The organism is Sphingomonas larreae (assembly GCF_051400595.1).
Lineage (GTDB): Bacteria > Pseudomonadota > Alphaproteobacteria > Sphingomonadales > Sphingomonadaceae > Sphingomonas.
The window spans coordinates 595,838-616,807 of record NZ_JBLFFI010000001.1 but is presented as its reverse complement, the minus strand read 5'-3'; the positions used below and the strand labels follow the sequence as shown (position 1 = coordinate 616,807).

The window sequence follows — 20,970 nt, the reverse complement described above, 5'->3', positions numbered from 1 at the left end:
CCCATCGTCATCATTTATCGTCGTGGGAGAATAGACGTTACCGCTACCATCGCAATATGCGACAGCGTCGAAAGGTTCGGGTTGCGGCGCCGCCATATTGCTGTAAAACATATCAGATAGGATTTGCCGAGCCGTTCAGAGCATCGGGATCCACGGGAGAGGGGCCGATGAGAGTAGCTCTAGCCACCGCTTTGGCGTGCCTCGCGCTGGCGCCGGTTGCCGACGCGCAGACCGCCGCGCCGGCCGCTGCCGCGCCGACGAGCAACGCCAGCATCGCGGAAGACTTCAAGCCGTCCTCGCTCAACCAGCCGGGTCAGCTGTTTCCGCAAGTCAATTCGCAGGGTTATGTCCGCTTTCGCGTCGCTGCGCCGGACGCGCAGGCGGTGCGGGTGAGCCTCGGTCTCGGTGGGCGTGGCGGCACCGTGCTGACCAAGGGTGCCGATGGCGCCTGGACGGGCACCTCGGAGGGCCCGCTCGACGAAGGCTTCCATTATTATCACCTCACGGTCGACGGCGGCACCTTCAACGATCCCGGCACGCTCAACTTCTACGGTTCGACGCGGTGGGAGAGCGGGATCGAGATCCCCGCGCGCGACGCCGATTTCTACGCGGTCAAGGACGTGCCGCACGGCCGGGTCGAGCAGATCCTGTTCGCCTCGCCGAGCACGCGCACCCACCGCCGCGCCTTCGTCTACACGCCGCCGGGTTATGACGCCGCGAACGGCACCCGCTATCCCGTGCTGTATCTCCAGCATGGCTGGGGCGAGGACGAGACCGCCTGGTCCAACCAGGGCCATGCCAATCTGATCATGGACAATCTCATCGCCGCCGGAAAGGCGCGGCCGTTCATCATCGTGATGACCTACGGCATGACGAACGACGTGCGTCCCGGCAGTCCCGGTGGCCTCAGCAGCTTCAACATCACGCCGTTCCGCACCGTGCTGGTCGACGAGCTGATCCCCTATGTCGACCGGCACTTCCGCACCATCGCCGACCAGCGCCACCGCGGCATGGCGGGGCTGTCGATGGGCGGGTTCGAGACCAAGCTGATCGCGCCAAAGAACCTCGATACTTTCGGCTATATCGGCCTGCTCAGCGGCGGGACGATCTCGCCCGAGGACGTGGCGGCGTCGCCGGGTTACAAGGAGAAGGTGCGGCTGACCTTCGTCAGTTACGGCAGCCGAGAGCTGGAGAACGGGCGCACGCGCGGCTCGCCGGGCCGGCCGGCGACCGATCCCCGCGCCAATGCCGCGGCGCTCCAGCGCGCGGGGCTCAACAGCGTCTTCTACGTGTCGCCCGATACCGGTCACGAGTTCCTGTCCTGGCGGCGGAGTCTCCATGAGATGGCACCCTTGTTGTTCCGCGACTGATCGGTGTTGGGCGGCATCGCGATGTGACGCTAACGCATTGTATTTAGTAGAGTGCTGCGCCGCTAGTCGCTGACGTCGAAAGCTGCGCCGGCCCGCTCCGGTACGATGAAGTATCAAGGCAGCAACGGGAGAGTTGACACATGAGCATCGGCCATTAGGCTGCGATGGTAACGTTACCGTTCATGATCAGCGACGTGATTCGCGTCGTTGGCGAAGACCAGTCCGCGAACGGCGAAGGCGATAAGGGAGAGGAGAGGATTGCGCTCATCGGCTGATCGAGTGACGCGCAAAGCAAGGTAAGGTGCGGCACGTTCTCGCCGTGATCGGACATGATCACGAGCAGGGAATAGTGTTGCGCGGGAATGTCAGAGATTGCTGGGGATGGTGCGTTCGACCCGCTCGGGTTGGCGATCGGCCCCGGTCGTCTCATCGAGATCAACGAGAAACATGGTGGGAGTAGGGGATGATGATGACAGCAGTGATGGGCACGCGTCGCGCCTGGATGCGGAGCGGCGTCGCCGCCGCCGCTTTGTTGGCGGGTGGCGCCGGCGCGCTGACGGCGCAGGCACAGTCGGCGCCGGCCGGGCAGGAGGCGGGTGCCGCGACGACGCCGCCCGATGTGCCCGCGCAGCTCGAGACCACCGCGGGGTCGACCGCACAGCCCGATCAGTCCAGCGCTGGCGCGCCCGACAGAGCGGCGGAGGACATCATCGTCACCGGATCGCGCATCACCACGGGCGGCTTCACCGCACCGACCCCCACCACGGTGATCGACTCGGGGGCGATCGCGGCGAACGCGCAGCCCAACGTGTTCACCACCATCTCGCAGCTACCCTCGCTGCAGGGCTCGTCCGGCACCAGCGTCAACACCTTCAGCACGTCGAGCGGCGCGCAGGGGCTCAGCTCCTTCTCGCTGCGCGGCGTGGGCGCGATCCGCACGCTGACGCTGATCGACGGGCAGCGCGTCGTCGGCGCCAACGTCACCGGCGTGCCGGACGTCAGCCAGTTTCCGCAGCTGCTGATCAAGCGCGTCGACGTGGTCAACGGCGGCGCGTCGGCCTCCTATGGCTCGGACGCGGTCGGCGGCGTGGTCAACTTCATCACCGATACGCGGTTCAAGGGCGTGAAAGGCAACGTCCAGGGCGGTATTACCGATTACGGCGACAATGAGCAGGTGCTCGTCCAGCTCGCCGCCGGCACCAGCCTGCTCGACGATCGCCTGCATATCGTGGGCAGCACCGAATATGCGCGCGACGAGGGCGTCGGCGGCGGCGAGTTCGGCATCGGTCTCGCCGGCGGGCGCGACTGGTTCAAGCAGACCACGCTGGTCAACCGCAACGTCACCAACGACGGCTCGCCGCAATATGTGCTGCGTGACTTCGCGCAGTCGATCACCTTCACCAAATACGGTCTGATCACCGCCGGGCCGCTGCAGGGCACCGCGTTCGATCAGGCGGGCAATCCCTTCCAGTTCCAATATGGCTCGGGCGGCGTGCCGTCGCGCACATCGTCGGGCGCGGTGATCGGCTGTTTCGCCGGCTTCTGCCAGGGCGGCGATCTGTCGGGCAACGTCGACGCCGGCCGCTCGCTGTTGTCGGGGCTGGAGCGGATCAACAGTTATGGTCGGATCGGCTTCGACTTCGCGCCCAACAACGAGATCTACGTGACCTCGAACATCGCGCAGGTGAAGACCAACAACCAGCCGGTCGGCGGCCAGAACCGCCCCGCGCTGACGATCCAGTGCGCCAACCCGTACGTGCCCACCGCGGTCAAGGCGGCCTGCGCCACCGCGGGCATCACCAGCTTCCAGTTCGGCACCAGCAACGCGGCGCTTGGTAATACCCAGGTCCATACTGATCGCCGGCAGTATCGCTTCGTGGTCGGTGCCAAGGGGCGCCAGCCGATCCTCGGATCGGAGTGGAGCTACGACATCTACGTCGAGCACGGCACCAACAAGACCAGGATCGATGTCGACAACATCCTGCTGACGCAGCGGTATAACAACGCGATCAACGCCACTACGCTCAACGGCGTGATCGTCTGCGCCAACCCGGTTGCGCGCGCGGCGGGGTGCCAGCCGCTCAACGTGTTCGGCGGCAGCCCCTCGCAGCAGTCGCTCGATTATGTGATGCCCGCCAACGGCCCGCGCCAGCGCACGCGCCAGACGCAGGACGTCGCCAGCCTCAACTTTTCGGGCTCGCCATTCAGCTCCTGGGCGGGGCCGGTGTCGGTCGCGTTCGGCGGCGAGTTCCGCCACGAATTCTATAAGGTGACCGCCGATCCCTATGGCGCCGGCATCGAGAACGAGCCGTACAATGACACGTACCCGTTCGATCCGGTGCAGCTGCCCGCGGGCAACAACTGGTACGCCGGCAACTACAAGAACGGCTCGGGCAAATACAGCGTCAAGGAAGCCTTTGTCGAGGTCGACGTACCGCTGCTCAACGGCGACTCGGTCGGCCGGGCCAGCGTCAACGGCGCCGCGCGCGTGACCGATTACAGCACCTCGGGCACCGTCTGGGCTTGGAAGGTTGGCGGTACCTGGGACCTGCCAATCGACGGCTTCCGCCTGCGCGGCGTGACCTCGCGTGACGTGCGCGCACCCAACCTGTCCGAGCTGTTCGCCGCACCCGTGACGACGACGCAGCCGAACTTCTTCGACCCGTTCCGCAACGTCAACGTGCTCGCCATCCAGAACACGATCGGCAATCCCAACCTGACGCCGGAGATCGCGCGCAACACCACCGCCGGTATCGCTTTCTCGGGATCGAGCTGGCTGCCCGGGCTGAGCCTGTCGTTCGACTGGTATAAGCTCAAGATCACCGACGTGATCTCGAGCCTGGGCGCGGGCGACATCGTCGACCTGTGCTATCGCAACATCCTCCCCGAGACGTGCAGCGCCTTCAATCTCAACAACCAGGCGGGGCCGAACTTCATCAACGTCCAGTCGTTCAACCTGGCGTCGATCGATACCTCGGGCTTCGACATCGAGGCGAGCTATCGCTGGCAGCGGCCGCTGGGCCTGCCCGGACGTCTCACCGTCCGTGCGCTGGCGACGCACATCAGCAAGTTCGTCACCGACACCGGTCTCAACGGCACGATCCCCAACGACACCGCAGGCAACAACAACGGCAACACGCCCGATTGGAAGTGGCTGGCGGTGCAGACCTACGAGGGCGACGACTTCTCGTTGCTGGTGCAGGAGCGCTGGTTCAGCGACGGCACGCTCGGCAACCAATATGTCGTCTGCTCGCCCGGCACCTGCCCGGTATCGACCAACCAGCGTCCCACGATCGATCAGAACTTCATGCCTGGCGCCTTCTACATGGACGTCGGCGGGACGTATAACATCACCGAGGCGGTCACCGCTTATGCCAAGGTGGACAACCTCTTCAATCGCGACCCCGCCAAGTCGCCGTCCTTCGTCAACCCGGCGCTGTATGATGTGCTCGGGCGGACCTATCGGCTGGGCGTCCGCTTCAGCTTCTGACCAATGGGCGGCCCGCGCGCTTCTCGCGTGCGGGCCGCTGGTGGCGGCTACTTACCTTCGTCGTATAAAACCTATAGGATCGAGTTCGTTTTCCCTCTCGGACCGGCGAACCCCACTTGCGGCAGATCGACACGAAGAGCTCCGTTCCCATCTCCTCCCGCGCCGCACGACCGGCGCCCGGGCCGACGATGGTGGAGCGCGCCTATGACCATCTGCTCGACATGCTCATGAGCCTGAAGATCGCGCCCGGCGAGCGGATCGCGATCGACACCGTCGCGCGTCAGCTCGGCATCTCGCAGACTCCGGTGCGCGAGGCGATGAGCCAGCTCGAGGCCGAGAAGCTCGTCTACAAGATGCCGAACGTGGGCTACCGCGCCAGCCCGCAGATGACGCGCGACGAGGTGCGCGATCTCTACACGCTGCGCCAGCTGATCGAGCCCTATGCCGCGGCGCGCGCGGCGGAGGCGATGACCGACGAGGCGATCGCCACCTTGCGCGCGATCGATCGCGACATGTCGGACGTGGCCGATGGCGACGCGCGCGCCTATTCGCGCTTCGCCGAGGCGGATGCCGCGCTCCATCGGCTGATCGCGACGGGCAGCGGCAACCGACTGATCGCCGAGGCGATCGAGCGGCTGCACGCGCACCTCCACATCTTCCGTGCGCTTTATGCCACCAACGCGCCCCACGAGGCCGCGCGCGAGCATCGCGCCATCATCGACGCACTGGTCGCACATGACGCCGCCGCCGCCCAGACGGCCGTGCGCCACCATCTCGAATGCTCGCAGCAGCGGATGGACCACGTGCTCGCGCAGGGCGCTGCAACCAACTGACATCATTCGTGTTGAGCGCCGCTCCCGGCGCTTGACAGCCCCCCCACCCCTACTTAGTCAGATCATATAGGATATGACATGGAGGGGAAAGCGATGCGGCGGATTCGCCCAGGTCGCGCGCGGGCACTAGCCCGCGTCGGCGTCGCGTTGGCGGCTATGTGCCTCGGCGCGCCGGTCACGGCGGAGACAGTCGTGCTCGACCATGTCACGCTGTTCGACGGAACCGGCAGTGCGCCGCGCGCGGATCAGGCGCTGGTCATGACCGACGGGCGGATCAGCTGGGTCGGCCCGGCCAAGCGGCGCCCCTCTACCAAGGACGCCACCGTCACCGATCTCCGCGGCAAGTTCCTGATGCCCGGCCTGATCGACAGCCATGTTCACCTCGGGCTGGTCAACGGGGTCGATCAGAACTTCACCAAATATTATGATCGCGCCAACATCGATGCCCAGCTTCGGCTCTACGCGGCGTACGGCGTCACTTCGGTCTACACGCTGGGCACCGACGGCGACCTGATCCATCAGGTCATCGCCGACCAGCGCCGCGCCGGGCGGATCGACATGGCGCGCGCCTACACCGCCGGCCGCGGCGTGGTCTACAAAGGCAGCTACGGCGGCGTGCCGGGGCTCGACCAGTCGGTCGCGACCCCGGCCGAGGCGACCGCGATGGTCCAGCGCGAGACCGCCAAGGGCGACGACTTCGTCAAGCTGTGGATGGACGACGAGTTCGGCACGGTCGCGAAGCGCATGCCCTATCCCGTCAGCCAGGCGGTTATCGACGCCGCGCACGCCGCGGGCAAGAAGTCGGCGGCGCACATCTTCTATCACGACAATGCCGCCGAGCTGACGCGCGAGGGCGTCGACGTCTTCATGCATCAGGTGCGCGACCGCGTCGCCGATCCGGCGCTCGTCGGCGCGATGAAGGCGCGCGGCACGTGGCAGCTCGCCTCGACGCTGAGCCGCGAGGCGAGCTTCACCTACACGCTACTGCCATTCGTCGACGATCCGTTCTTCTCGCGCGGGGTTGCGCCGTCGACGATCGCCACGTTGAAGAGCCAGGAGCGCCAGCAGAAGCTCGCTGCCTCGCCGCTGTTCCCCAAATATCCGCCGGTGCTGCGCAACGCCATGGCCAGCCTCGCCGCCGAGGTGAAGGGCGGGGTGCGCTATGGCATGGGAACCGACAGCGGCCCGACCGCGCGCTTCCCCGGCTATTTCGCGCATTGGGAGCTGGAGTTGATGGTCAAGGCCGGCCTGACCCCGCTCCAGGCGCTCACCGCGGCGACTGGCACCAATGCCAGCTTCCTGCGCGAGAATGAGAGCGGCGTGCTGAAGCCGGGCAAGTGGGCCGATCTGCTCGTGCTCGACCGCGACCCGACGCGCGACATTCGCAACACGCGTGCGATCAACGCCGTCTATGTCGCCGGGCGCAAGGTGCCGACGATCTGGCAGACCTGCACCGGCCGCGCCGCCGAGGCGTGCGGCACGGCGCGCCCGTGAGCGCCTCGGGCACCTTCGCCGAGCCGGCGGCCCCGGTCCCGGAGGGGGCGGGCGAGCAGGCCGTGCGCCCGACACGGGTGCGCCACGCGGTGCTGTGGCTCACCGTGCTGGCCTATCTGATCACCTATATGGATCGCGTGGTGATCGCCACCGCAGCGCCGTCGATCCAGAAGGAATATGGCTTCTCGCTCGTCACGATGGGCTGGATCTTCGCCGCCTTCCAGTTCGCCTACGCGCTCTTTCAGATCCCGGGCGGCTGGCTCGGCGACCGGTTTGGACCGCGCCGCGCGCTCACCGGGGTGGTGGTGTGGTGGTCGACCTTCACGGCGGCGACCGCGCTGACCTGGTCGGCGGGCTCGATGATGGTGTGCCGCTTCCTGTTCGGCCTTGGCGAGGCGGGCGCCTTCCCGATCGCGACGCGCTCGCTGTCGCGCTGGATGCTGCCGGCGGAGCGCGGCTGGGCGCAGGGGCTCACCCATGCCGGCGCACGACTGGGCGGCGCGGTGACGCCGGTGTTCGTTGCGCTGCTGATCGTCGATTTTGGCTGGCGCATGCCGTTTCTGCTGTTCGCGGGTGTCGGTCTCGTCTGGGCGATTGCCTGGTTCGCTTATTACCGCGACACACCGCGCGAACATCGCCGCGTCAACGCCGCCGAGCGCGCGATGATCGAAGAGGCGCTCGGCACCGGGCCGGCACGCGCCAAGGTGCCGTGGCGTCGGCTGCTGTCACAGCCGCAGCTGTGGACGCTGTCGGCGATGTATTTCTGCTACGCTTATTGCATCAACATCTTCCTGACCTGGTTTCCCAAATACCTCCACGACGCGCGCGGCTACGACCTTGCGGTGATGGGGCTCTTCGCCAGCCTGCCGCTGATGGCGGGGGTGGTGGGCGATCTCGCCGGCGGCTGGACCTCGGACCTGCTGGTGAAGCGCGGTGCCGGGCTGAAGATGGCGCGGCGCTTGGTCGCGGTGGTCGGCTTCGTCACCGCCGCGGTGATGATGCCACTCGCCGCCGCGATCGACGCGCCCGTCGCCAGCATCATCTGCTTCTGCGTCGCGGTGTTCGGGCTCGAGCTGACCGTGGGCGTGTCCTGGGCGGTGACGCTCGACATCGGCGGCGAGTTCGCCGGCTCGGTCTCCGCGGTGATGAACACGCTCGGCAATCTCGGCGCGGCGATCGCCGCTGCGGTGACCGGCTATATCGTCACGGTCAGCGGCTGGTTCCCGGCCTTCATGGTGCTCGCGGTGCTGTGCGCGATCGCTGCCATCCTGTTCCTGCGGATCGACGCGTCGCGGCGGCTCGCCACCGCCGACGAGGTTGCCGCGGCATGACTTCTGGAGACACTCGAATGACGTCCGACCCGACCGTGCCAGCCCTGTTCGGCGCGGCGCGCCTGCCGCGCTCTATCCTGTTCGGGCGCGGCCAGCGTGCCGCGCTCGGCTCGGCCAGCGCGCGGCTCGGGAAGCGCGCGCTGCTCTGCACCGACGAGCGCCAGGCCGCCCAGCCCGAGTTCGCCGCGATGCTCGCGGACCTCGCCGCGCACGGGGTGGAGACGCGCGTGTTCGACGGCACCGTGCCCGACCTGCCGCTGCGCTCGATCGACGCGTGCGTCTCCGCCGCCAGCGGCTTCGACCCCGACGTCGTGATCGGCGTCGGCGGCGGCAGCTCGCTCGACCTCGCCAAGGTGGCGGCGGTGCTGCTTACCCATGGCGGCAGCGTGCGCGATTATTACGGCGAGTTCGCGGTGCCCGGCCCGGTGATGCCGCTGGTGGCGGTGCCGACCACCTCGGGCACCGGTTCGGAGGCGACCCCGGTGGCGGTGGTTGCGGATGAGGAGCGCGGCGCCAAGGTCGGCATCGCCAGCCCGCACCTGATCGCGCAGGTGGCGATCTGCGACCCCGAACTGACCGTCACCTGCCCGCCCGCGCTCACCGCTTTCTCTGGTGCTGACGCGCTGACCCACGCCGTCGAGGCTTATACCACCCTGGCGCGCCCGATCGACGCCATGCTGACCGAGCAGCATGTGTTCGTCGGCAAGAACGTGCTGTCGGACCATTTCGCCAAGCTCGCCGTGACCAACGTGTTCCGCTATCTCGAGCGCGCCGTGGTCGACGGCAGCGACATCGAGGCGCGCGAGGGCGTGATGCTCGCCGCGCTCGCGGCGGGCTGCGCCTTCGGCACCGCGGGCACCGCCGCGGCGCACGCGCTGCAATATCCGGTCGGCAATCTCACGCATACCGCGCACGGGCAGGGGGTGGCGACGCTGCTGCCCTATGTCATGCAGTTCAATCGCCCCGCCTGCGCCGACGGTTTCGCCGAGCTGGCCGAGCTGGTCGGGATCGCAGGGGCGACGCCGGCCGAGCGCGCGCAGGCGTTCATCGACGCGGTCGACGCCTTGTTCCAGCGGATCGCCATTCCGCGCTCGCTCGCCGACCTGGGCCTGCGCGCCGAGCAGCAGGACCATGTCGCCGAATATTCGCTCAACGCGGCGCGGCTGATCAAGAACAACCCGCGGCCGCTCGATCTGGCCGCGATGCAGACCATCACGCGCGCCGCCTTCGCCGGCGACCGCGCCACGCTCCTCCACGCCTGATGCACGGGACGCCTCCGATGACCAGCTACACCCCGCCCGGCGAAGGCCCCTTCGCCATTCCCACCGGCCTGCTGATCGGCGAGCGCTGGACCGCTGCCGCGAGCGGCGCGACCATTGCGGTCGACGATCCCGCCACCGGCGCGACCCTTACCGAGGTGGCCGACGCCGCGGTGGAGGAGGGGATCGCCGCGGTCGACGCCGCCGCGGCCGCCGCGGCGGACTGGGCCGCGACCGCGCCCCGGAAGCGCGCCGACGTGCTGCTCGCCTGTTTCCACGCAATGATGGCGCAGCAGGAGTGGCTGGCGCAGCTGATCTCGCTGGAGAACGGCAAGGCGCTGACCGACGCGCGCGGCGAGGTGGCCTATGCCGCCGAGTTCTTCCGCTGGTACGCCGAGGAGGCGGTGCGGATCCCCGGCGAGCTGGGGACCTCGCCGGCCGGCGGCAACCGCATCATGGTGCAGTATCAGCCGATCGGCGTCGCGCTGCTGATCACGCCGTGGAACTTCCCCGCCGCGATGGCGACCCGCAAGGTCGCGCCGGCGCTGGCGGCGGGCTGCACCTGCATCCTCAAGCCCGCCGCGGAGACGCCCCTGACGGCGCTCGCGGTGGCCGAGATCATGCGCCGCGCCGGCGTGCCCGCGGGCGTGGTCAATGTCGTCACCACCAGCCAGCCCGGCCCGGTGTGCAGCGCGATCCTGCACGACCCGCGCGTCCGAAAGCTTTCCTTCACCGGCTCCACCCAGGTCGGCCGCGTGCTGCTGCGCGAGGCGGCGGATCAGGTGATCAGCTCGTCGATGGAGCTCGGCGGCAACGCGCCGTTCGTGGTGTTCGACGACGCCGACCTCGACGCCGCGATCGATGGCGCGATGATCGCCAAGATGCGCAATGCGGGCGAGGCCTGCACCGCCGCCAACCGCTTCTACGTCCAGCGCGGCGTCCACGACGCCTTTGTCGCGAAGCTGGCCGAGCGGATGGGCGCGCTCAAGATGGGGCCGGGAACCGATCCCGCCACCCAGTGCGGCGCGATGATCAACCGCAAGGCGGTCGACAAGATCGAGCGGCTCGTCTCCGACGCGGTGGCCAAGGGTGCGGCGGTGAGGCTCGGCGGCGAGACGCCGGCGGGGGCGGGGTTTTTCTACCCGCCCTCGGTGATCGCGGACGTGAAGCCCGGCTCCGAGATCCTGCGCGAGGAGGTGTTCGGCCCGGTTGCCGCGGTGACCGCGTTCGACACCGCCGACGAGGCGGTCGCGCTTGCCAACGACACCGAATATGGCCTCGCCGCCTATGTCTATTCCGCCGACCTCAAGCGTGCGCTGGCAGTCGCCGAGCGGATCGAGTGCGGCATGGTCGCGGTCAACCGCGGGCTGGTGTCGGACGCCGCCGCGCCGTTCGGCGGCATGAAGCAGAGCGGGCTGGGACGCGAAGGGTCGCACCACGGCCTGCTCGAATATTGCGAGGCGAAATATATCGCGGTGACGTGGTGAGCGCGCCCGGTCTCACGCGCCGCCACCTGCTGGCGGGCACCGCCGCCTCGGCGCTGATCCTCGCGATCGATCCCGCGGCGCTGGCGGCGCCGATGCAGGACGCGGACGCGCCGGCGCCCGACACCGAGTGGCGCAACTATGCCGCCGACAAGGCGAACACGCGCTACTCGCCGCTTGACCAGATCAACGCCGACAATTTCAACGACCTCGAGATTGCGTGGAGCGTCAAGACCGACGTGTTCGGCGCGCGCAAGGAATATCAGTTCGAGCCGACCCCGCTGCTGGTGAAGGGGCGGCTGTTCCTCCCCGCCGGCTCGCGCCGCGACTGCATTGCGCTCGACGCGGCGACGGGCGAGCTGCTGTGGATGCATCGCGTCGACGAGGGACAGCGCGCGCTCAACTCGCCGCGCCAGCTCTCCGGCCACGGCGTGTCCTACTGGACCGACGGCACGATCGAGCGGATCCTCTATGTCACGATCGGCTATCAGCTGGTCTCGCTCGACGCCAACACCGGCATCCCCGATCCCAACTTCGGCACTAACGGCATCGTCGACCTGAAGAAGGACTTCGACCAGGAGCTTGATGTCGACACCGCCGATGTCGGCCTCCACGCCACGCCGATGGTGGCGCGCGATACGGTGGTGGTCGGCGCGGCGCATACCGCGGGCGACGTGCCGGCGGTGCGCAAGAACGTGAAGGGCTACATCCGCGGCTTCGACGTGCGCACCGGCAAGCGCAAGTGGATCTTCCACACCATCCCGCGCAAGGGCGAGTTCGGCTACGACACCTGGCTCAACGGCGACGCCGACGAGGCCGGCAATGCCGGTGCCTGGGCCGAGATGTCCGCCGACGAGGAGCTCGGGCTGGTCTACGTGCCCGTGGAGCTGCCGACCGGCGACGAGATGGGCATGTTCCGCCGCGGCAATGCGCTGTTCGGCGAGTCGCTGGTGGCGCTCGATCTCGAGACCGGCGAGCGCCGCTGGCATTATCAGCTGGTGCATCACGGCCTGTGGGACCGCGACATTCCCTGCGCGCCGATCCTGTGCGACATCCCGGTCGGCGGGCGCACCGTCAAGGCGCTGGCGCAGCCGACCAAGCAGGCGTTCCTGTATGTGCTGAACCGCGAGACCGGGAAGCCGATCTGGCCGATCGTCGAGCGCAAGGTGGAGCGCGGCGACGTGCCCGGCGAGTGGTACAGCCCGACCCAGCCGGTCCCGTCCAAGCCGCCGGCCTATGACGTGCAGGGGGTGAGCGAAAACGATCTCATCGACTTTACTCCCGAGCTGCGCGCCAAGGCGGTGGAGTTCGTGAAGTCGTACAAGATCGGCCCGCTCTTCACCCCGCCCACGGTGAGCAAGCCCGGCCGTTGGGGCACGATCTCGGCCCCGGGCGTCCAGGGCGGGACCAATTGGCCGGGCGGCTGCTACGATCCCGAGACGCACATGGTCTACGTCTATTCCAAGACGCAGCCCTCGCTGATGGGGATCGTGCCCAATGCCGATCCCAAAGTGTCGGAGTTCCCGCAGGTGCACGGCGTCGCCGGACGCGAGGCGCGCGCGATGCCAGCAATGGGCTCTGGCGGGCCGAGGATGCGCAACATGGAGGCGCCCCCCGCGGCAGCCCCTGCAGGCGGCAAGCCCGCCGGCGCGTCCAAGGGACCGCCGCCGGGGTTCCTCGCCGTCGACGGCCTGCCGCTACTCAAGCCGCCCTATGGACGGATCACCGCGATCGACCTGAGCAAGGGCGATCTCGCCTGGCAGGTCGCCCACGGCGAGACGCCCGACAATGTGCGCAACCATCCCGCGCTTAAAGAACTCAAGATCCCGCGCACGGGCCGGGCCGGCAATCTCGGTCCGCTGGTGACCAAGACTTTGGTGATCTGCGGCGAGGCGGGTTTCTACACCAACGAGTACGGCATCCGCGGTGCGATGCTGCGCGCCTATGACAAGGCCACCGGCGAGGAAAAGGGAGCGGTGTACATGACCGCGCCGCAGAGCGGATCGCCGATGACCTATCGCCTGAAGGGACGGCAGTATATCGTCGTCGCCACGGGCGGCGGCAACGCCAGCGCGGAGCTGGTCGCCTATCGACTACCGGGAGTAGCGTGATGATGGAGCGGACAACGCGATATGGCCTCTGGGCGCTCGGCGCGGCGGCGCTGACGCTCGGCAGCGCGGTGGTGGTGCGCGCGCAGGGGGGGCAGCGCGACGTGTGGAACGGCGTCTACACCGCCGAGCAGGCCGCGCGCGGCAAGGTGGCCTATGCGGAGAATTGCGCCGCCTGCCACGGCGACACGCTCGCTGGGATCGACGTCGCCCCCGCGCTGGTGGGGGGCGGCTTCCTCAACAACTGGAACGGCACCTCGGCGGGCGACCTGTTCTCGCGGATCAAGACGACGATGCCGCTGAGCGCGCCCGGCAGCCTCCCCGGCAAGACCGTCGCTGACATCCAGGCCTATATCTTTGAGGTCAACGGTTTCCCCGCGGGCAAGCTGCCGCTGCCGCCGAGCCAGCCGATGGCCGCCGGGATCATGATCGCGCCAAAACCGGTGGGGTAGGGGGCAAGCTCGGAACCCCCGTTCTGGGGCCGCGCCGCCGCATCACTCTCCCTGCCACGCCGGCACGCGCTTCGTCTTGGCGAGGAAATCCGCCACCCCGCGACGGAAGTCCGCGCTGCCGTACACCTGCGCGATCAGCGGCTCGATGTCGGGCAGCGCGTCGAAGGTCATCCGGCGCAGGGTTTCCTTGGTCACGCGCGTGGTCAGCGGCGCGTTGTCGGCGGCGCGCGCGCACAGTGCCGCCACCTCGGCATCAAGCGCGTCGCGCTCCACCACCTTCAGCAGAAAGCCGCTCGCGCGCAGTTCCTCGGCGTCGACGAACTCGCCCAGCAGCACCATCCGCCGCGCAATCGCCACACCGATCGCGCCGCCGATCCGCGCCACGCTCGCCGCCGACAGGCAGTTGCCGATCGTGCGTCCGATCGGTGAGCCGAAGCGCGCGTCCGGCGTGGCGAGGCGGAAGTCGCAGGCCGAGCTGATGTTGAGCCCGCCGCCGACCGCCCAGCCTTCCACCACCGCGATCGTCGTGCACGGGATCGCATCCACCGCCGCCATGCACTCGTCGATCTCGCGCTCATAAGCGACGCCCTGTGCACCCTCGGCATAGTCCGCGAACTTGGCGATGTCGGTGCCCGAGATGAACGCCTTGCCGCCGGTCCCGCGGAAGGTCACGACGCGCACCGACGCATCGTCCGCCACCGCGCGAGCGGCGTCGCGCAGCTGGAGCCACATCGCGCTGGTCAGCGCGTTGAACGCGGCGGGATTGTCGAAGCGGATGTGGACCGCGGCACCGTCGCGGGTGACGACGACGCCGCTCACGCCGCCGCCTCTTCCGCGGCGGGCAGCAGCCCGCGCTCGACCAGCTCGCGGCGGATCTCGGCGGCATGCTCGTTGAGCAGCGGCGGGGGCAGGCGCACCTCCTGCGGCGTGCCGCGCATCTTGACGGGGAAGCCGAGCGCCTTGAACTCGCCCTCGACCGGATGCGGCACCTGCATCACCATGTCGCGCGCGACCGCCTGCTCGCTCGCTACCGCCTCGCCATAGTCAAGGATCGGCGCGGCGGGGACGCCCGCCGCGAGCAATGCGTCGATCCATTCCTGGCTGGTGCGCGTCACGAAGGTCGGCGCCAGCTCCTCGATCAGCACCTCACGATTGGCGACGCGCGCGGCATTGGTGGCGTAGCGCTCGTCCTCCTGCAGCTCGGGCCGGCCGATCACCTGGAGCAGCTTGAGCCACAGGCCCTGGTTCGCCGCGCCGATCACGAACCAGTCGTCCGACGCCCGCACCGCCTGATAGGGTGCGGACATGCGATTGGCCGAGCCGATCGGCGTCGGCGCGCGGCCGGTGCCCCAGAATTCGGTCGTCTCCCAGATCGACAGCCCCATCGCGGCCTCGAGCAGCGACGCGTCGATATATTGCCCCTGTCCCGACGCCTGGCGCCCGATCACCGCGCTCAGGATGCCGTAGACCGAGAAGAGCCCGGCACCGAGGTCGGCCACCGCGATCGAGTTCTTGGCTGGCTCCATGCCGGGGAATCCGTTCGAGCTGAGCACGCCCGACATCGCCTGGGCGATCAGGTCGAAGCCGGGGCGCTGCGCCCACGGCCCGGTCTGGCCGAAGCCCGAGATGCTGGCGTAGATCAGCCGCGGGTTGAGCGCGGCGAGCGTGTCGTAATCGATGCCGAGCCGCTTCGCGACGCCGGGACGCGCATTCTCGACCACGATGTCGGCGGTCTGCACCAAGGCGTAGAGCACCGCGCGGTCACCCTCGTCCTTGAGGTCGAGCGTGATGCTGCGCTTGTTGCGGTTGAGCGCGAGGAAGCCCGGGCTGTCCTCGCCCTTGAGCCGGAAACCCATCGAGTGGCGCGTCGAATCGCCGGTGCGCGGCGGCTCGATCTTGATCACGTCGGCGCCCATGTCGCCCAGCAGCATGCAACAGAACGGACCCGCCATCACCTGCGATATATCGAGGACCCTCAGGCCCTTCAGCGGCAAGTCCGGCATGCGCAATCTCCTCTCCTGCGGTGTCGGCCGATCCACGTGGCCGATCATCACGGATCATATTGTATAGGATCGAGCGGCTTGCTAGCACCGTTGAAATGACAGGACAACGTTGCGGCTGCCTCGGGCAGAACGCAAGGCTGCCGAGCTAGGAGAGTGAGAGCGTGGCGAGCAGGATCGGGCGCCGTTTGCGGCGGATCGCACACGGCGGAGTGATGCTGGCGGCGGCCGGGTCGTTCCTGTCGGCAGGAGCCATGCCGCTGCTGGCGCAGGCGAAGGGCGACTGGCAGGGCTACGGCCGCGACGAGAGCCACGCGCGACACTCGCCGCTCACCGAGATCACGCCGACGAACGTTGCACGGCTGCGGCAGGTGTGGACCTATCACATGCGCCCGGCCGGTACGACGGGCGAGGCGATCCCGATGCCCGACAGCGTGCCGGCCAAGTTCCGCACCGGCTTCTCCGCCTCGGAGGCGACGCCGCTGGTGGTAAAGGGCGTGATGTACCTCGCTACCCCGTACAAGCGCGTGGTCGCGCTCGACGCGACCACGGGCAAGGAGCGCTGGGTGTTCCAGCTCCCGGGCAACGACCAGCCGTCGACGCGCGGCGTCGCTTATTGGCCGGGCGGCAAAGGTACGGGCGCGCGGATCGTGTTCGGCTCGCGCAGCGGCAAGCTGATCGCGCTGGACGCCGCCACGGGCAAGCTCGCGGCGGACTTTGGCACCGCAGGCGTGGTCGACATGAAGACGCCCGAGGTGATGAACGGCACGCGCGCGCCGCTCGGCATGAGCAGCCCGCCCGCGATCTACCGCGACGTCATCATCACCGGCTCGCGCGTGCAGGAGATGCCCGTGAAGGGCGCAGCCGGCGACGTGCGCGGCTGGGACGCGCGCACCGGCAAGCTGCTCTGGACCTTCCACACCATCCCACAGCCTGGTGAGCCCAATTTCGGCACATGGGAAGGGGAAAGCTGGCAGAAGCGCTCGGGCGTCAACGTCTGGACCTTCGTGCTCGTCGACGACAAGCGCGGCATCGCCTACCTGCCGGTCGGCGCGCCGACATTCGATCGCTGGGGCGGCGACCGCAAGGGGCAGAACCTCTACGGCAACTCGATCGTCGCGGTGGAGGCGGCGACCGGCAAGTATCTCTGGCACTTCCAGACCGTCCACCATGACATCTGGGATGTCGACCTGCCCACCGCGACGCTGATCGAGGTGCGTCGCGGCGGTCGCGCGATCCCGGCGATCGCGGTGATGAACAAGACCGCGATGATGTTCATTCTCGATCGCGTCACCGGCAAACCGCTGTACGACGTGCGCGAGATGCCCGTGCCGACCGACACCGACGTGCCCGGCGAGCAGCCCTGGCCGACGCAGCCGATGCCGGTGACGCCGCCGCCGCTCGCACGGCTGAGCTATGCCGCGTCCGATCTCGTCGACGGCCCTCCGGCGCATCGTGCCGCGTGCGAAAAGGTGGTCGGCGATCTCGCGGTCGCGCCGAGCAAGCCGTTCCAGCCGTTGCGCGCCGACTCCGCGGTCAACTTCTTCCCCGGCAGCCTGGGCGGGGTCGACTGGGGCGGCGGCGCGTTCGATCCCAAGACCGGGCTGTACGTCATCAACGTCAACAATCTCGCCAGTCCGCAGCAGCTCGCGCGCCAGCCCGACGGCAGCTGGGGGATGAAGGCCGGCTATGCGTATTTCCTGGATCCCGAAAGCGGCAATCCGTGCCAGAAGGGGCCTTGGGGCGAGCTGGTCGCGGTGAACGTCGACACCGGCGCAATCGCGTGGCGCAAGGTGCTGGGCAAGAACGACGATCCCGCCTTCGCCGACAACGGCGTGATCAGCGCGGGCGGGCCGATCACCACCGCGAGCGGGCTGACCTTTATCGGTGCGACGCGCGACGCCACGATCCGCGCTTTCGATACGAAAAGTGGCGCGCTGCTGTGGTCGTCGGCGCTGCCCGCCTCCAATTACGGCACGCCGATGACCTACCGCGCGGCCGATGGTCGTCAGATGCTCGCCACCGTCGCCACCGGTGGCTTCGCCTTCCAACCCGCGACCAGCGACCAGGTGGTCGCCTTCGCCCTCCGTTGAGGACTTCCGCGATGCCGCGTATCGATCCCGTCGTCCGTCTCGCCGCCGCCGCGGTGACCTTTGCTGCCGCCGCGCTGCTCGGCGCGGTCGCGCTCCCGGCGCAGCAGCCTGCCGCGCCCGCGCCCGCGCCCGGTCCGGGGCTGGAGCTGATCAACGAGCGCTGCGGTTTCTGCCACACGCCTAACCAGGTGTTCACCGCGAAAAAGACGGCGGCGGAATGGCCGGCGCTGGTCCAGTCGATGATCGACCGTGGCGCGGAACTGTCGCCGGAGGAGCAGAAGACCGTGAGCGACTATGTCGTCGCCAATCTCGCGACCGATCGCAAGGCTGCGGGCGCGACGGGGCATTGAGAGTCCTAGCCTCTCGCGCGTGAAGCGCGTTCCACCGTGGGAGTTGGGGTGAGAGGCAGGCGCCCGGCAGAGAGGTTCAACTCGGTGTGACGTCGGCCTCTCACCCCGTCCCTCTCTCCGGTGGGGAGAGGGCTTTAGCCGTGAACGGCGAGCGCGCCGCATGCGCACCGAGCCTGAGTCCAGCGTCTCTTAACGCACCGGCACGTCGAACGTCCCCACCGGCAGCTGCGCCTCGTCGAATAGGTTGATCACCGGCGTCTCCGCCCAGGCGTAGCGCACGTGCGTCACCGGCTGGCCGTCGCCTGCTAGCGTCACGTCGTTCCCGCTCACCCTGCCGGCGGCATAGCGGCACGATCCCACTGCCGCGCCGCATAGTTCGAAGCCGATCGCCTGCCCCGCGCCGCGGGCGCTGAGCGCGCCGGTCACGCCGCTGAACTGCAGCACCGCGCCGCCGTCCGCTCCCGCGCGCGCGGTGGCGATCGCCGGTCCCGCGGGCGCCACCGGCTCGCCGTAGCGGGCCGCCCGCATCGCGCGTGCCAGCCGCTGTCCCACCTCGTGCTTCTCGCCGGGATGGATGTCGAGCGCGTCGCCGAGATCAAGCGTGACCGCCAGCCCGGCGTGCGGATCGGCGGCGGTGACGCGGCGCTGCGCGTCCCGCACCATGCCCCAGCCGCTCTCGCCCGGTGCCTTGGCGCGCGTGCCGTAGCCGGCGAGCTGGACCACGGCGACACCCGTCTCGGCCGTCCCGAACCGCCGCCGCCAGTCCGCGATCAGCGCGGCGAGGCGCTTGTCATAGCCCGGCAGGCCGGTATCGGACTCGCCCTGGTACCAGGCGATGCCCGCCAGCTGGAGCGGCGCGAGCGGCGCGATCATCGCATTGTCGAGCGTGCCTGCGCCGTTGATGTCGTCCCACGGAACCCGCGGCGCCCCGCCGCCGACCCGCTTGGCCACCGCGTAGCGCCAGCCCTGATCGATCGCGACGCTGCTCCCGTCCGCGAAGGTCAGCCGCATGCGCTCGTTCGGCCCCGTCATCCCGCCCAGCGCATAGACGTCGTCGTCGTTGACGGTAATGACATTGCGCCCGGCGCGGAGCGTGCCCGCGGGCAGCGCATAGACGCGCGGCTGCGAGGCCAAGCTGCTCGCGCCGACGCCGACGCCGTTGACCCAGGTATAGTCCGCGTCATCGATCGTCCCGAGCGAGAGCGTCGCCGCGCCGCGCGCCTGCTCGGGGGTGAGGTCGACTGCACGCTGGTACCAGATCATGCCGTTGTAATCGGCGAGTTCGGGTACGCCCCAGGTCTCGAAGTTGGTGAGCGACGGCACCGCGCGCCAGTCGAGCGCGGCGTCGGGCTGCCAGGGTTCGCGGCCGCGCGCGTCGCCGCTCGCGGTGCGCCACCAGTCCTCCCACAGGCCGACGGCGCGACGCACCGCGGTCGCGGGATCGCGCGGGTAGAGCGCGAGCAGGGCGGCGGCGTCGCCGAGGCCGGCGGCGCGCAGCGCGGGATCGCTCATCCAGGCGCTGATCCGCGAGCCGCCCCAGCTCGAATGGATCGCGCCGATCGGCACCTTGGCGGTGCGCCGCAGCGCCTGCACCATGTAGAAACATGCCGCGGAGAAGCCGCCGGCCGTGTCCGGCCCGGCGATCTGCCAGCGCGGCGCGGTGCCGAGCCGGTCGAGCGGCGTCGCGCTCGCGTTCTTGGCGATCGTGAGCAGCCGCAGCTGTGGGTCGAGCGGCGGGTGCGCGTCGGCGAACAACGCCTGCGCATCGTCGACCGCCAGCTCCATGTTGCTCTGGCCCGAACACAGGAACACGTCGCCAACAAGGATGTCGCCGAGCAGCGTTGCCCCGCTCGGCGCCGCCACGCTCAGCTCATACGGGCCGCCCGCCGGCAGCGCGGGCAGCCGCGCGGTGAAGCGCCCGTCGCGCGCCGCGGTCACGCTGACGCTCCGGCCGGCGAGGCTGATCATCACCGTCTCGCCGGGGGTGGCGGTGCCGCGCAAGTCGATCGGCTTGTCGCGCTGGAGCACCGCATGTTCGCCGATCGCACCGTCGAGCCGCGGCGCGGCGAGCGCGGGCGCGGCACTGCCGAGCAGCGCGAGCAAGAGGGCGAGGCGACGCGAGGGACGGATCGACATGGGGCAGAATTCCATTGAGACGATCGGGAGGGAAAGGGACGCGATGGCGCCGCGCAACCCAGCTTGCGTCAGCCCGAGCCTGTGCGCAATCGCCCGCTATGAGGCGCTAGGTCGATCGGCGCGCGCGGAGGATCGCCGCGTCCAGCGCCGAGAGGAAGCGAGAGCGATCCTCCTTGGCGAAGGGCGGCGGTCCACCGATGCGGTCGCCGCCGGCGCGCAGGTCGCTCATGATCGCGCGCACCGCCACCGCGCTGCCGATCGAGCTGGTGGTGAACGCTCGACCGTTGGGGGCGATTACGGCCGCGGCATTTGCCTTGAGGCAGCGGTCGGCGAGCAGGATGTCCGCGGTGACGACGATCGCGCCGGCATCGACGTGATCGACGATCCAGTCGTCCGCGGCGTCGAACGAATCGTCCACGGTGACACGCGCGATCAGCGGATGGACGGGAATGCGCAGATGCGCGTTGCTGACGATCGTGACCGCCACCTCCAGCCGGTAGGCGACGCGGTAAATCTCTTCCTTCACCGGGCAGGCGTCGGCATCGACGAGAATGTGCACGCGCTGGACCA

At 68.9% G+C, this 20,970-nt stretch carries 15 protein-coding genes; 11 read left to right on the top strand and 4 right to left on the bottom strand.

The annotated features are described in order from the left end of the window. Positions 1–167: 167 nt before the first annotated feature. The 9 genes from ACMGDM_RS02675 (at position 168) to ACMGDM_RS02635 (ending at position 13,821) form a co-directional block, all read left to right on the top strand. Positions 168–1,370 (top strand): alpha/beta hydrolase-fold protein, encoded by a 1,203-nt coding sequence (locus ACMGDM_RS02675; RefSeq protein ID WP_436802589.1) that lies wholly within the window; start codon positions 168–170, stop codon positions 1,368–1,370. Between the two features lie 466 nt (positions 1,371–1,836). Beyond that, positions 1,837–4,860, top strand: a complete 3,024-nt coding sequence (locus ACMGDM_RS02670; RefSeq protein ID WP_436803615.1) for a TonB-dependent receptor plug domain-containing protein — start codon at positions 1,837–1,839, stop codon at positions 4,858–4,860. Between the two features lie 116 nt (positions 4,861–4,976). Then, entirely contained in the window at positions 4,977–5,693 is a 717-nt protein-coding gene (locus ACMGDM_RS02665) for a GntR family transcriptional regulator (RefSeq protein WP_436802588.1), read from the top strand. A gap of 93 nt (positions 5,694–5,786) precedes the next feature. Beyond that, on the top strand, positions 5,787–7,187 hold the full coding sequence (locus ACMGDM_RS02660) for an amidohydrolase family protein (protein ID WP_436802587.1): 1,401 nt from the start codon (positions 5,787–5,789) through the stop codon (positions 7,185–7,187). Beyond that, positions 7,184–8,518, top strand: coding sequence for an MFS transporter (locus ACMGDM_RS02655; protein ID WP_436802586.1), 1,335 nt, complete (start codon positions 7,184–7,186; stop codon positions 8,516–8,518). The genes ACMGDM_RS02660 and ACMGDM_RS02655 overlap by 4 nt, the downstream gene beginning before the upstream one ends. Positions 8,519–8,535: 17 nt before the next feature. Continuing rightward, the gene (locus tag ACMGDM_RS02650; RefSeq protein WP_436802585.1) at positions 8,536–9,780 is read left to right on the top strand and encodes an iron-containing alcohol dehydrogenase; all 1,245 of its coding nucleotides are present in this window, start codon (positions 8,536–8,538) and stop codon (positions 9,778–9,780) included. Between the two features lie 17 nt (positions 9,781–9,797). Continuing rightward, positions 9,798–11,264, top strand: coding sequence for an NAD-dependent succinate-semialdehyde dehydrogenase (locus ACMGDM_RS02645; protein WP_436802584.1), 1,467 nt, complete (start codon positions 9,798–9,800; stop codon positions 11,262–11,264). After that, the gene (locus ACMGDM_RS02640) at positions 11,261–13,372 is read left to right on the top strand and encodes an outer membrane protein assembly factor BamB family protein (protein ID WP_436802583.1); all 2,112 of its coding nucleotides are present in this window, start codon (positions 11,261–11,263) and stop codon (positions 13,370–13,372) included. Before ACMGDM_RS02645 ends, ACMGDM_RS02640 begins: the two co-directional genes overlap by 4 nt. Beyond that, positions 13,372–13,821 carry a c-type cytochrome gene (locus tag ACMGDM_RS02635; RefSeq protein ID WP_258047720.1) on the top strand — a complete coding sequence of 150 codons (450 nt, stop codon included), beginning with the start codon at positions 13,372–13,374 and terminating at the stop codon, positions 13,819–13,821. Before ACMGDM_RS02640 ends, ACMGDM_RS02635 begins: the two co-directional genes overlap by 1 nt. Before the next feature lie 42 nt (positions 13,822–13,863). Here the strand turns inward: ACMGDM_RS02635 and ACMGDM_RS02630 are convergent, their stop codons facing one another. Both ACMGDM_RS02630 and ACMGDM_RS02625 read right to left on the bottom strand, forming a co-directional pair. Next, positions 13,864–14,640: an enoyl-CoA hydratase gene (locus ACMGDM_RS02630; RefSeq protein WP_436802582.1), complete on the bottom strand. Its 777-nt coding sequence runs from the start codon at positions 14,638–14,640 to the stop codon at positions 13,864–13,866. Beyond that, the gene (locus ACMGDM_RS02625; protein WP_436802581.1) at positions 14,637–15,824 is read right to left on the bottom strand and encodes a CaiB/BaiF CoA transferase family protein; all 1,188 of its coding nucleotides are present in this window, start codon (positions 15,822–15,824) and stop codon (positions 14,637–14,639) included. The genes ACMGDM_RS02630 and ACMGDM_RS02625 overlap by 4 nt, the downstream gene beginning before the upstream one ends. Positions 15,825–15,985: 161 nt before the next feature. Between ACMGDM_RS02625 and ACMGDM_RS02620 the strand changes: the two genes are divergently transcribed. Both ACMGDM_RS02620 and ACMGDM_RS02615 read left to right on the top strand, forming a co-directional pair. After that, a complete protein-coding gene (locus tag ACMGDM_RS02620) occupies positions 15,986–17,914 on the top strand; it encodes an outer membrane protein assembly factor BamB family protein (protein ID WP_436802580.1) in 1,929 nt (642 codons plus the stop codon). 11 nt (positions 17,915–17,925) lie between these two features. Continuing rightward, positions 17,926–18,264 (top strand): c-type cytochrome, encoded by a 339-nt coding sequence (locus ACMGDM_RS02615; protein WP_436802579.1) that lies wholly within the window; start codon positions 17,926–17,928, stop codon positions 18,262–18,264. Positions 18,265–18,453: 189 nt separating this feature from the next. On the opposite strand, the gene ACMGDM_RS02610 is transcribed toward ACMGDM_RS02615, so the two are convergent. Both ACMGDM_RS02610 and ACMGDM_RS02605 read right to left on the bottom strand, forming a co-directional pair. Beyond that, a complete protein-coding gene (locus tag ACMGDM_RS02610; RefSeq protein ID WP_436802578.1) occupies positions 18,454–20,400 on the bottom strand; it encodes a sialate O-acetylesterase in 1,947 nt (648 codons plus the stop codon). 106 nt (positions 20,401–20,506) lie between these two features. Further along, complete coding sequence (locus ACMGDM_RS02605) at positions 20,507–20,959, bottom strand: YaiI/YqxD family protein (RefSeq protein WP_436803614.1); 453 nt, start codon at positions 20,957–20,959, stop codon at positions 20,507–20,509. Positions 20,960–20,970 lie beyond the last annotated feature (11 nt).

Bases quoted from the DNA above. Each gene is read 5' to 3' on its own strand.
- ACMGDM_RS02635 (WP_258047720.1), top strand. From the start codon at position 13,372: ATGATGGAGCGGACAACGCGATATGGCCTCTGGGCGCTCGGCGCGGCG.
- ACMGDM_RS02625 (WP_436802581.1), bottom strand. From the start codon at position 15,824: ATGCCGGACTTGCCGCTGAAGGGCCTGAGGGTCCTCGATATATCGCAG.
- ACMGDM_RS02645 (WP_436802584.1), top strand. From the start codon at position 9,798: ATGACCAGCTACACCCCGCCCGGCGAAGGCCCCTTCGCCATTCCCACC.
- ACMGDM_RS02670 (WP_436803615.1), top strand. From the start codon at position 1,837: ATGATGACAGCAGTGATGGGCACGCGTCGCGCCTGGATGCGGAGCGGC.
- ACMGDM_RS02615 (WP_436802579.1), top strand. From the start codon at position 17,926: ATGCCGCGTATCGATCCCGTCGTCCGTCTCGCCGCCGCCGCGGTGACC.
- ACMGDM_RS02650 (WP_436802585.1), top strand. From the start codon at position 8,536: ATGACGTCCGACCCGACCGTGCCAGCCCTGTTCGGCGCGGCGCGCCTG.
- ACMGDM_RS02660 (WP_436802587.1), top strand. From the start codon at position 5,787: ATGCGGCGGATTCGCCCAGGTCGCGCGCGGGCACTAGCCCGCGTCGGC.
- ACMGDM_RS02675 (WP_436802589.1), top strand. From the start codon at position 168: ATGAGAGTAGCTCTAGCCACCGCTTTGGCGTGCCTCGCGCTGGCGCCG.
- ACMGDM_RS02610 (WP_436802578.1), bottom strand. From the start codon at position 20,400: ATGTCGATCCGTCCCTCGCGTCGCCTCGCCCTCTTGCTCGCGCTGCTC.